The following is a 12,507-nucleotide window of genomic DNA, read 5'->3' on the forward strand; positions in this document are numbered from 1 at the left end:
TTTTACTGCTTTTACCAGAACTTAGACTGTCGGTTGAAGCGTTTTAAGATTAATGCGGATAGCGGAGGAAGATTTAACACAACGGAGTGTTCCTTTCCTTGCCAAGGTATTTGCTGGGTAGAAATGGCATAATTTAATTCAAAACCACTTCCATAATATTTGACTTCATCGGAATTGAATATAATTTCCCAATCACCATGAAGCGGAATACCGACACGGTAGTTCAAGCGTGGAATTGGGGTCATGTTCAATACAATAATGAGTTTCTCGTCTTTAATATTTCCTTTTCTGCAGTAAGCCAGAACAGATTGTTCAGCATCTCCGGATTCTATCCATCTGAATCCTTCCCACTCAAAGTTTTTCTCATAAAGGGCGCCTTCTGTTGTATAGAGATAGTTCAGATCCTTGATCACTTGTTTAATGCCTTGATGGGGCTTAAAGTCAAGTAGGTGCCAATCCAGAGACTGCTCATAGTTCCATTCGGAGGTCTGACCAAATTCAGCTCCCATAAACAGCAGTTTCGTTCCCGGATGAGTAAACATATAACTGTACATCAATCTGAGATTGGCAAATTTTTGCCATTCATCTCCGGGCATTTTGTAAATTAATGACTTCTTTCCATGCACCACTTCATCGTGAGAGAGTGGTAACATAAAATTCTCTGTAAAGGCATAAACGGTACTAAATGTAATTTGACCGTGGTAATATCGTCTATGTACCGGATCCTGCTGAAAGTAACTCAATGTATCGTTCATCCAGCCCATCATCCATTTCATACCAAAGCCTAGTCCGCCAGTAAATACAGGTTTACTAACTCCCGGAAATGCGGTAGACTCCTCTGCAATGGTCTGAACATCAGGAAACTGTCCGTATACCGCTATATTTAATTCTTTTAAAAAGCTGATTGCTTCCAGGTTTTCGCGACCTCCAAACTCATTAGGAATCCATTCTCCCTCTTTTCTGGAGTAATCTCTATATAGCATTGATGCAACTGCATCCACACGTAAAGCGTCTACATGATAACGATCAAGCCAAAAGATTGCGTTACTAATTAAGAAGGAACGTACTTCATTCCTTCCATAGTTAAAGATATATGATTTCCAATCCGGATGAAAGCCTTCTTTTTCGTTTGCATGTTCGTATAAATTTGTTCCGTCAAATTTGTATAAACCATGCATATCACCAGGAAAGTGAGAAGGGACCCAATCCATTACTACACCAATACCATTAACATGGAGTTGCTCGATGAGATACATGAGATCCTGTGGAGTACCATATCGGGAAGAGGCGGCAAAGAAACCGGTTATTTGATACCCCCAGGATGGATAATAAGGATGTTCCATGAGTGGCATAAACTCAATGTGCGTAAATCCCATCTCTTTGATATAAGGGACGAGCTCATCAGCCATGGAACGGTAGCCAAGAAACTTTTCCGGATCATCAGGACTTCTTTTCCAGGAGCCTAAATGGACTTCGTATACGGACCATGGTTTGTTAAGGCCATTATTCTGAAAGCGGTTCTCCATCCAATTTTCATCAGTCCACTGGTACCAGGTATCCCAAACGATACTCGCTGTATGGGGCGGCTCCTCCCATCTTAATGCATAGGGATCCGCTTTCTCCAACGACTCTCCTGTGTTGGATTTTATTAAATATTTATAAACTTCGCCAGTAGATATGCCAGGGAAAAAGCCTTCCCAGATACCTGAACTGTCCCATCTGCTAAAGAGTGGGCTTGCATCATGATTCCAACCATTAAAGTTTCCGATAACAGATACGCCAAGTGCGTTTGGTGCCCAAACTGCAAAGTAAGTTCCCGAAACCCCCTCCTCATTTTTGACAACATGTGATCCTAATTTATCATAGAGCTTGTAATGCTTCCCTGCTTTGAATAAATGAATGTCAAAATCAGTAAAACGAGAATAAGCAATGGTGGGTGCAGTTGTAGTAGCTAAACTTTTCTTCCGGCTTTTCATTATATGTTCTGAGTAGGTTAAATTAACACCTGTATTTCTTTAAAGTTTTTATTTGCTTTAATCCGTACCCGTTTTAAAGCATCGAATTCCATTTCTACTTTTTGTTCTCTTCCGTCGATAATCACCCGTGTAGGGAGAAAAGGCAAACCTATAAATTTTATATCGTATGTTTCATACCTTGGTGTATAAAGGCCTTCCGAGAATTGGCGGATACTACAGCTGCAGGCATCACCCTTGACGACAAATTTCTTTTCTGTGTAGATATCCTGCTCGTAAGCAAAGGTATCTCCATGATCTTCATAATAATACGAGTTCACTTCATAGGTTGAAAAGTAGACCTGGAATTTTATTTCATCCAGATCAATTTCATTGACATATTGCATTACTGGCCATTCCGGTATAACAGAACCCGCTTTAACGCATATAGGCATACTATCGAGCTCAGCCTGTATGATATGCTCCTCTCCCCCTTCCAGTTTTTCATGGGTCCAGTAATCATACCAGGTACCGGGAGGAAGATAAACGATTTTTGAAGTTTGGCCCGGATTTAAGATAGGTGAAATGAGGATTTTATCGCCAAAGGTAAACTCTTCTTCTCTGAACCTATTCCCTTCTTTATCCTGCTCAAGCATGACAATAGGCCTTAGGATAGGGAATCCAAATTTATGATTTTCCCAAAAAGCAGAGTAAATGTATGGAAGCAGTTTGTATCGTAACTCGATAAACTTTTTGTTTAGCGCTTCATAGGTTTCCCCAAAGCTCCATGGTTCTCTCTCCCGTGTATCTCCGGCAGAATGCGCCCGCATGAAAGGAGTAAAAACACCCAGCTGAATCCATCTGGTAAATAATTCGCCATCAGGCTCACCGGTAAAACCTCCAATGTCGGTTCCGCAGAAAGATACACCTGATAAGGATAAACGGGTGCATTGGAGTAAAGCCAGCTTCAGATGGTCCCAGGAGGCCAGATTATCTCCGGTCCATACTGATGAATAGCGTTGAACGCCAGCATAACCAGCCCTGGTAATGGTAAGAGGGCGTTTATTTTTATAGAGTTTTTTTAAACCGTCATAAGTAGCCCTCACCATTTGCATCCCATACACGTTATGAGCTTTGCGATGTGAGCCCCGGAGACCATCATAGTTATGTCTAACGTCATCTGGAAAAGTGCCTGAGCCAAAAACAGCGGGTTCATTCATATCATTCCAGATACCGGCAACGCCGGTTTCAACAAGTCCTTTAAACAATCCACCCCACCATTCTCTGACTTCGGGATTGGTAAAATCGGGAAACTGACATCGGCCAGGCCATACATGGCCTTCCATAAAGTAATCATCACTTCTTCGACAGAAGTACTTATTATCTTTTCCTTCCTTGTATACTGAGTAATTTTCATCCACCTTGATACCGGGATCAATAATGACCACCGTTCTGAAACCACTATCCGCAAGTTCCTTCACCATTTTTTTAGGATCGGGGAAATACTTTTTGTTCCAGGTAAAACATCGGTATCCATCCATATAATCAATGTCAAGATACAGTGCATCACAAGGTATTTTTTTATCACGGAAAGTTTTAGCCAGTTTTATGATCTTACTTTCAGGGTAGTAACTCCAGCGGCATTGGTGGTACCCCAGGGCCCACAGAGGAGGCATAGGATGAGTTCCTGTAAGGGTGTGATATCTTTTTACCACATCCATCATATGAGGGCCGTGTATGTAGTAATACAGTAGCTCGCCACCTTCGGCCCAAAAGCTCGTTTTGCTATCCTCTTCATGGCCAAAGTCAAAGTATGTTTTATACGTATTGTCAAAGAAAATGCCGTAAGCAGTGGATTCCTTCAAGCCGATATAAAAGGGAATAGAACGATATAAGGGATCCTGATCACGGGCAAAAGAATAGGTATCTGTATTCCAGTTTTGAAACCGTCGGCCACGCATATTAAACTTGGTGGGTTTATCGCCTAATCCGAAATAAGCTTCATCTTTATGGCTCTTTTTAGTACAATACACATAATAGCCGCCATAATCTACGTTTTCCTCCCAATGCATGGCAGAGAAATCCTCGTTGATCATGTTTTGTTGATTGTCAGCAAATGAGATCAGAAATTCTTTTTTACTGATTATGCAGGAAACCGTGTTGGTTTCTACTCTATAATCAAGTTCGGTTTCTTTAAAAGAAAACAGGGATGCCGTATAGGGGATTTTAGGTACAGCATAAGAGAAGTCTTCCAGAAAGGTACTTTGAGGCGCCATCCGGATACGAATAATCTCATCGCTAACAACCTTTACCTCCACGGTAGACTCGCCATCGGAGAAGAAAAAGTCATTATCGACTTGTTTGTAATCTTTAACTTGCTGCAGATACCTTTTTTCAATGGGTTTTAAACCTACTATCGGATTGTTTACGTGTTGAACGCCCTCTTCTAATTGCTCTATGGTAATCTCCGGTAACGAGATTTTGTCTTTTTCGTCCATTGTCTATTCTGCTAAGCCTTACATAGTGTTGGGGTAAATATAAATAAATGCATTTTAAATCTTGTTACCTTTGTACTGTGGAAAAATCTTTTTCGGAACGTATATTTTTAAATCATTCTTCAGAGGAATTTAATCATCTCGCATTAGCGATATTCCAGTATCAAATCAGTACTAATCCGGTATATGCTAGATTTGTAAAGAGCCTTAAAAAAAGCGGGGAATCTATACGTCATTTCGAAGAAATCCCCTTTATGCCTGTTGAATTTTTCAAGAATCATACGATTTTATGCGGAAATGAAACGCCTGAAGAGGTTTTTAAAAGCTCTGGAACAACAGGTATGATGCAAAGCAAACACCCTGTAAAAGAAGTTTCTATTTACCAGGAGAGCTTTAGGAAAGCTTTTGAGCTCTTTTACGGTGCTGCAGAGGACACTATTATTCTGGCTTTGCTTCCCTCTTATTTGGAAAGAGAGGGATCTTCGCTTATTTATATGGTGGAAGATCTAATCCGGCAGAGCAACAACACGTCCAGTGGTTATTTTTTATATAATCATGCCGATTTGTTTACCACCTTAAAACAGTTAAGGCAGAGTAGTAAAAAAGTAGTTTTAATTGGTGTGACCTATGCTTTACTGGATTTTGTAGAGACTTACCAGATTTCTTTCCCTGAATTGATCGTCATGGAAACGGGTGGAATGAAAGGCAAACGTAAAGAAATGATCCGGGAAGAGTTACACAAGCAATTAAGTGAGGGTTTTGGGGTTCCGTTTATTCATTCGGAATATGGCATGACTGAATTACTTTCGCAGGCTTATTCGGATGGTAATGGAGTTTTCAGATGTCCACCATGGATGCGCATTGCGATCAGGGATATTAACGATCCGCTGTCTTTGCTTAAGGGCGGCGTTACGGGTGGCATTAATGTTATTGATTTGGCGAACCTGCACTCGTGTTCATTCATTGCCACACAGGATTTGGGTAAAAGACAGGAAGATGGTTCTTTTGAGGTAATTGGGCGGTTCGATAACAGTGATATCAGGGGTTGTAACTTGTTGGTGCAATAAGGTTTTCTGTACAGCTTTTCAAGATCATTCCACTGTCACATAACGAAATTAAATGGTACAAATACCTATGTACTACCTAACTATTTTCTGTGTACTGTATAGGATTTTTCAAATTCATCTACGGCAAGTGAACTTTGATTTTAATTTGTTTTAATATGAGAAGTTTGAGGGGCTTTTCTACAAGCCCTCAAACTTCTCAGCAAGCTTATTCCGCTATGAGTAAAAAGTAGTTTTTCTTTCCTTTTTGTACGATAATAAACGATTCATTAATCAAATCAGAACTATTAACCATACCGTTAACATCGTTAATCTTCAATTTATTGATGGAAACGCCTCCACCTTGAAGCATTTTTTTAGCTTCTCCTTTGGATGGAAATACGTGGGTATTTTCGGCAAGAAGATCGACTAGATTTATTCCCAGTGACAGCTTTTCCTTCCCAAAGGTATATTGTTGAATACCTTCAAAAATTTCAAAGATTTCCTCCTTTGTTAATTGGGTAAGAAATTCAATTGGGCCATTACCAAAAAGAAAATTAGAGGTATTCAATGCTTTTTCAAGAGCTGCTTCTGAATGGGTTCGGACCGTAATTTCATTTGCTAATGCCTTCTGGAGCAGACGCAGATGAGGAGCTTCATTATGCTCTTTTTCAATCGTCTCAATTTCTTCCTGGGATTTCAATGAAAAGATCTTGATCCAGTTTTTAGCATCATCATCAGTGGTATTTAACCAGAACTGGTAAAATCTGAAAGGTGAAGTTTTTGCTGCATCTAACCAGATTGCCCCTCCTTCTGTTTTGCCAAATTTATTACCATCTGCTTTTTTGATCAATTGTGTTGTGATAGCAAATGCGGTTCCCTTTCCAATACGGCGGACCAGTTCAGTTCCTGTTACAATATTACCCCACTGATCAGACCCTCCCATTTGAACCTTGCAGTTTTTATTTTGCCATAACCAGTAGAAATCATATCCCTGGATCAACTGGTAGCTAAACTCTGTAAAAGAAAGACCAGTTTCACCTTCAAGACGCTTTTTTACAGAATCTTTGGCCATCATGTAGTTTACGGTAATATGTTTTCCTACGTCCCGGATAAAGTCTAAAAAGTTAAAGTTCTTAAACCAATCGTAGTTATTCACCATCTCTGCACTGTTTGTTCCGCAATCGAAATCAAGGAATTTCTTAAGCTGACTTTCCAGTGCCTGAACATTTTTCTGAAGGGTATCTTCGGCTAACAGGTTTCTTTCGGCAGATTTACCGGAAGGATCACCCACCATTCCTGTGGCTCCACCTACGAGTGCAAATGGCTTGTGACCAGCCTTTTGAAAATGAATAAGGGTCATAATTTGTGTCAGATGCCCCACATGAAGAGAATCGGCAGTTGGATCAAAACCTATATAACCCGACACCATACCTTTATTCAGTTCTTCTTCTGTTCCTGGCATGATATCATGTAACATGCCTCTCCACCTGAGTTCGTCTATAAAATTCATTTCCTTTAATTGAAGGCGCAAAGATAGAAAATCTGAGAGTTAATAACCTTTGACTTCCAAGAATCAATAAATCTTATTATATTGGAACGAACTCAAGCAAGAAAATTCCATGAACTTCCTATCTCATTATTACTTTGACAGATTTGAAGATAATCCATATAGGATCATGGGGATGGTATTGCCCGACCTGATTAAGAATGCCAACAAAAACTGGAATCCGAGGCCGGAGAAAAAGGAGTATTTATTTGTGCATGATAGTCTTCAGATTCTTATCATGGAAGGCTGGAAACGACATTTACAGGTTGACCGTTCTTTTCATTCTTCCGCTTTTTTTCGTCACCATACGCATATTTTAAGGCTTAAAATAGCACCCTATTTAGAATCATCAGCGGTACGCCCTTCATTTGTAGCCCACATTGCTCTAGAGCTGATGCTGGATAATCTACTGTTAACAGAGCTTCACATGGATTCCGCGCAGTTTTATCATTATTTAAAAATGACAGACAGGAAAGTTATTTCCGATTTTCTATTGTTGAATGATATTCCTGATTCGACTATATTCTTTAAGTTTTTGGATGAATTTATTAAATCAAAATACCTGGAGAGTTACCGGAATCCTAAAGATATCATGTATGCAATAGGCAAAATTTGCTTAAGAGTGTGGCCCGATCCTTTCAATGAGGAGCAGAAATTACAGCTTACACTCATCCTGATTTCTTATTTAGAAGAACTGCGAGTTAGTTTTATAACCATTTTTGATCAAATTGAGGTACAACTTGAGCCTTATACAGAATATAAATAATACAAAAATGCTATCTTCGTTTTATGTCAATTATTGATATTAAAAGCCGGATAGAGAACCTTACTACTGAGTTAAATCAGCATAATTACAACTATTATGTGCTTGCACAGCCCACTATTACAGATTATGAGTTTGATATCAAGCTTAAGGAATTAATTGACCTTGAAAAGCAACATCCTGAACTTCAGGACCCTTATTCCCCTACACAACGGGTGGGTGGAGAAATTACCAAGGAATTTAAAACAGTAACGCATAAATGGCCTATGCTTTCTTTGGGGAATACCTATAATGAGCAGGACCTCCGGGATTTTGATGATCGGATAAAGAAAGCTATAGGAACTGATTTTGAATACGTTTGTGAGCTTAAGTTTGATGGTCTTTCCATTAGCCTGACCTACGAAAATGGAAAGCTGATCAGGGCTGTTACACGGGGGGACGGAACAAAAGGAGATGACGTCACCTCAAATATTAAAACGATAAAGGCTATTCCTCATACGATAAAAGCAAAGGATTACCCTGATAAACTGGAGATCAGGGGGGAGGTTTTTATGCATCGGGCAGCCTTTGAACGTTTAAATAATGAACGGATCAACAACGATGAAGTGCCTTATGCTAATCCACGAAATTTCGCTTCAGGTACTGTAAAACTTCAGAACTCTGCTGAAGTGGCTCGTCGTCCACTAGATTGTTTTCTATATTTCTTATATACCGAAAAAAGACTTTACCGGACGCACTGGGAAAGCTTAGAAGCGGTAAAAAACTGGGGTTTTCATGTATGTGAACACAACAAACTTTGTATTGGAATTGATGAAGTAATAAAGTTTATTCATTACTGGAATACCGAACGGTTTAATCTGAGTTATGATATTGATGGGATAGTGCTTAAAGTGAATAGTTATGCCCAACAGGAAGAACTTGGCTTTACGGCTAAATCTCCACGTTGGGCAATCTCATTTAAGTTTAAGGCTCAAGAAGTGGAAACGGTGTTGGAATCTGTGAGTTATCAGGTGGGACGAACCGGAGCTGTGACTCCTGTTGCCAATTTAAAGCCTGTTTTACTTGCTGGCACGACCGTTAAACGGGCAACACTTCATAATGCAAATGAGATAGAGCGCTTGGATTTGCATGAGGGAGATACGGTTTTTGTTGAAAAAGGTGGTGAAATTATTCCTAAGATCACCTCAGTAAACACATTGAAAAGAAAAGAGGGCAGCCTTAAAATTGTCTATCCTGATACTTGTCCTGAATGTGGAAGCAACCTCATCAGGAAGGAAGGTGAAGCCGCTTTTTATTGTCCGAATGATGAGGCTTGTCCCCCTCAGATCATGGGGAAAATTCAACATTTTTGTAGTCGCAAAGCCATGAATATCGATGGTATCGGGAGCGAAACGATTGAATTATTATACAAAGAGGGACTTATTGAACACATCAGTGATCTATACGCTCTTTATCAAAAGCCTGATCAGCTCAAAGACCTGGCTCGCTTTGGGGAAAAGTCCATTTATAATATGCTGGAAGGCATTGAGCGCTCCAAGCAGATGCCTTTCGAAAAAGTGCTTTTTGGTTTAGGGATCCGTTATGTTGGCGAAACAGTAGCCAGAAAATTAACGATCTACTTTAAAAACATGGATAGTTTGCAAAATGCAAGTTATGAGGAGTTAATAGCGGTAGATGAAATTGGAAGCCGGATTGCTGAAAGCATTGTGAGTTATTTTCAGGAAAGCAGGCATAATGAACAAATTATTTTATTGCGTGATGCAGGTTTACAATTTATACGCGATGAAGAGGAAATTGTGCTATCCAGTGATAGATTGACAGGAAAGACATTTTTGATTTCAGGAGTCTTTGAAAAATATAGCAGAGATGAGCTAGCTAATTTAATTGAAATGAACGGAGGAAAGATGCTCAGCAGCATCTCCGGAAAGTTAAGCTACCTGTTAGCTGGTGAAAATATGGGTCCTTCAAAATTAGAAAAGGCGACTAAATTGAAAATACCCATCATATCAGATGTGGATTTAATAGACATGTTAAAGGTTTAATCTTTATTTTAATAAATACCTATTAACTTAGCAGACTAATATAAACTCGGTTTAAGCAATCATAGGCAATACGAATGAACAAATTTCATGGAACTGGGGTCGCTATGGTTACCCCGTTCGATCAGGATGGATCAATAGACTTTCAGGGTTTAAAAAAACTGATTAATTTTCAGATAGACGGGGGAGTTGACTATCTCGTATCCCTGGGAACTACTGGAGAATCTGCTACTTTAACTAAAGAAGAAAAGAAATCGGTGTGGAAATTCACCGCAGAGATAATTAATGGACGAGTTCCGTTAATTGCTGGACTTGGTGGAAATAATACAAGGGAAGTAGTAGAAGGGCTAAAGCAGTTTGATCCTAATGGGTACGATGCTATCCTTTCGGTAAGTCCTTTCTATAATAAACCTACGCAGGAAGGTATATATCAGCATTATAAAGTCTTGGCTCAAGAATCACCTCTGCCACTATTTATTTACAATGTGCCAGGCAGAACAGGAAGTAATGTAGCTGCTGAAACTACTATTAGGCTAGCTAACGAATGTAAAAACATTATTGGAGTGAAAGAAGCTTCGGGTAATATCGAACAGTTTTACGCCATCTTACGCAATAAACCAAAAGAATTTTTATGTATTTCAGGAGATGATGCGTTGACTCTTCCTTTGATAGCTATGGGTGGTAATGGAATAATATCGGTAGCTGGAAATGCTATTCCACGCTTATTCTCTAATATGGTGCGGTTATGTCTGAAGGGAGATTTCAAACAAGCAGCCCCTTTGAATTTAAGACTAACAAAGTTTATCAGTCTACTGTTTGAGGAAGGAAATCCTGGTGGTGTTAAATCGGCATTGCAACATTTAGGCATCTGCACAGATCATCTCAGATTACCTTTATATCCAGTTGGGCAAACAACCAGCCTTGCTATTAAGAAAGAGTTAGAGAATCTTGTTTAATTGAAAAAATTCTAATTAAAAAAAAGAGAACCTCATAAATGGAGCTCTCTTTTTTTGATATATTACTTCTTAGCTGGAACTGAATTCTTAGAGTCCTGAACTTCCAGACGAATAGATTGAGCAAGATTTTTCATATCCTGTAATCCCTTTCTTAACCTCGTTCCTGCAGCACTATTTCCTTTGTTGTAAAATTTGTCTGCATCGCCGTCTAAACCTGCTAAAAGGTCTTTTAGCTCTTTAAATCTTTCATAATTTGCCATAATAAGTTAGTTTTAGTTCCTTTTTATAAATACAAGCTAAAGTAATAGCTTTTTTCAAAAAAAAAAATAAATATCATTAATTAGGGCAAAAACTATGAAGAAGTTATAGGCTTCTCAATTAAATAATTAAGCCTTAACGACATTCTGTTCCTTATAATAACCGCTATTAAGTTTAACAGCAACTTCTGAAAAAGCATCAAGAGTTACCTGAACATCTTCCAGAGTATGTGCAGCTGTAGGAATGATACGAAGTTCAATTAATCCTTTAGGGATTACAGGATAGAGAACGATGGAACAAAAAATTCCATAATTTTCTCTTAGGTCCATAGTGATAGCAGTTGCTTCATTCAGTTCCCCTTTTAAGAAAACCGGTGTTACCATGGTATTTGTGATGCCTAGGTTAAAACCTCTTTCCCTTAAGCCATTTTGAAGAGCAGTAGCGATTGACCATAGCTTTTCACGAAGTTCTGGTTTGGACTGTAACAATTCGAGCCTTTTACGTAAACCAACCACCATCGGCATTGGAAGAGCTTTAGCATAAGTTTGAGAACGCATATTATAGCGAAGGTAGTTGATTATGGTTTCGTTCGAAGCAACGAAAGCACCTATTCCAGCCATAGATTTTGCAAAGGTTGCAAAGTAAACATCTACACCGTCGATACAATTCTGTTCTTCATGTGTACCAGCACCAGTTTTACCCATGGTACCAAAGCCGTGTGCATCATCAATTAACAAACGAAATTTAAATTGTTCTTTTAATGCAACGATCTCAGCAATTTTTCCCTGGGCGCCTGACATACCAAAGACACCTTCAGTAATCACTAAAATAGCACCGCCAGTTTGTTCTGCTAACTTTGTTGCGCGCTCTAATTGTTTTTTACAGCTTTCTATATCATTATGTTGGTAGACAAATCGTTTACCCATATGTAATCTTAGACCATCTATAATACAAGCATGACACTCTGCATCATACACAATTACGTCAAAACGGTCAACAAGTGTATCAATAATAGACAACATCCCCTGATATCCATAATTCAATAAAAAGGCATCTTGTTTTCCTGTAAATTTGGCAAGGTCCTGTTCCAGGGCCTCATGGTTATTTGAATTACCGGACATCATCCGTGCACCCATAGGGGCTGCTAATCCAAACTCCTTTGCTCCTAGCGCATCTGCTTCTCTTACTTCAGGATGATTTGCCAGGCCCAGGTAGTTATTTAAACTCCAAACCAAGTGCTCTTTCCCTCTGAATAGCATATGAGGACCAATTTCACCTTCTAATTTTGGAAATGCAAAATATCCATGCGCCATTTTTTGATGCTGGCCTAATGGTCCCATGTTATGGGAAATCTTTTCGAATAAATCCAACTTTTTAAAATTTAATAATTTCAATTATAAAGATACAAAGCTAACAAATTTAAAAGCCTTGAATTAATTAAATCCTACAAAA

The 12,507-nt window shown here is 39.0% G+C and carries 9 protein-coding genes; 4 read left to right on the forward strand and 5 right to left on the reverse strand.

Features of this window, described 5'->3' with window-relative positions:
• Window positions 1–11 precede the first annotated feature (11 nt).
• Both glgB and ADIARSV_RS17365 read right to left on the reverse strand, forming a co-directional pair.
• Entirely contained in the window at window positions 12–1,976 is a 1,965-nt protein-coding gene (glgB, locus tag ADIARSV_RS17360; protein WP_016196949.1) for a 1,4-alpha-glucan branching protein GlgB, read from the reverse strand.
• 17 nt (window positions 1,977–1,993) lie between these two features.
• A complete protein-coding gene (locus ADIARSV_RS17365) occupies window positions 1,994–4,450 on the reverse strand; it encodes a glycoside hydrolase family 31 protein (protein WP_016196950.1) in 2,457 nt (818 codons plus the stop codon).
• Between the two features lie 77 nt (window positions 4,451–4,527).
• On the opposite strand from ADIARSV_RS17365, the gene ADIARSV_RS17370 reads away from it, so the two are divergent.
• A complete protein-coding gene (locus ADIARSV_RS17370) occupies window positions 4,528–5,514 on the forward strand; it encodes a LuxE/PaaK family acyltransferase (RefSeq protein ID WP_016196951.1) in 987 nt (328 codons plus the stop codon).
• 205 nt (window positions 5,515–5,719) lie between these two features.
• Here ADIARSV_RS17370 and tyrS read toward each other — a convergent pair whose 3' ends face one another.
• The gene (gene tyrS / locus ADIARSV_RS17375; RefSeq protein WP_016196952.1) at window positions 5,720–7,003 is read right to left on the reverse strand and encodes a tyrosine--tRNA ligase; all 1,284 of its coding nucleotides are present in this window, start codon (window positions 7,001–7,003) and stop codon (window positions 5,720–5,722) included.
• Between the two features lie 109 nt (window positions 7,004–7,112).
• Between tyrS and ADIARSV_RS17380 the strand changes: the two genes are divergently transcribed.
• The 3 genes from ADIARSV_RS17380 (at window position 7,113) to dapA (ending at window position 10,797) form a co-directional block, all read left to right on the forward strand.
• Window positions 7,113–7,805 (forward strand): hypothetical protein, encoded by a 693-nt coding sequence (locus tag ADIARSV_RS17380; RefSeq protein ID WP_016196953.1) that lies wholly within the window; start codon window positions 7,113–7,115, stop codon window positions 7,803–7,805.
• Between the two features lie 23 nt (window positions 7,806–7,828).
• Window positions 7,829–9,844 carry an NAD-dependent DNA ligase LigA gene (gene ligA / locus ADIARSV_RS17385; protein WP_016196954.1) on the forward strand — a complete coding sequence of 672 codons (2,016 nt, stop codon included), beginning with the start codon at window positions 7,829–7,831 and terminating at the stop codon, window positions 9,842–9,844.
• A gap of 74 nt (window positions 9,845–9,918) precedes the next feature.
• Window positions 9,919–10,797 carry a 4-hydroxy-tetrahydrodipicolinate synthase gene (dapA, locus tag ADIARSV_RS17390; protein ID WP_016196955.1) on the forward strand — a complete coding sequence of 293 codons (879 nt, stop codon included), beginning with the start codon at window positions 9,919–9,921 and terminating at the stop codon, window positions 10,795–10,797.
• A 62-nt stretch (window positions 10,798–10,859) separates the two neighbouring features.
• Here dapA and ADIARSV_RS17395 read toward each other — a convergent pair whose 3' ends face one another.
• Together ADIARSV_RS17395 and ADIARSV_RS17400 are read right to left on the reverse strand one after the other, a co-directional pair.
• A complete protein-coding gene (locus ADIARSV_RS17395; protein ID WP_016196956.1) occupies window positions 10,860–11,057 on the reverse strand; it encodes a hypothetical protein in 198 nt (65 codons plus the stop codon).
• A gap of 126 nt (window positions 11,058–11,183) precedes the next feature.
• Window positions 11,184–12,425, reverse strand: a complete 1,242-nt coding sequence (locus ADIARSV_RS17400) for an aminotransferase class I/II-fold pyridoxal phosphate-dependent enzyme (protein WP_016196957.1) — start codon at window positions 12,423–12,425, stop codon at window positions 11,184–11,186.
• Window positions 12,426–12,507: the final 82 nt, after the last annotated feature.

Source organism: Arcticibacter svalbardensis MN12-7 (assembly GCF_000403135.1).
GTDB classification, from domain to species: Bacteria; Bacteroidota; Bacteroidia; order Sphingobacteriales; family Sphingobacteriaceae; genus Arcticibacter; species Arcticibacter svalbardensis.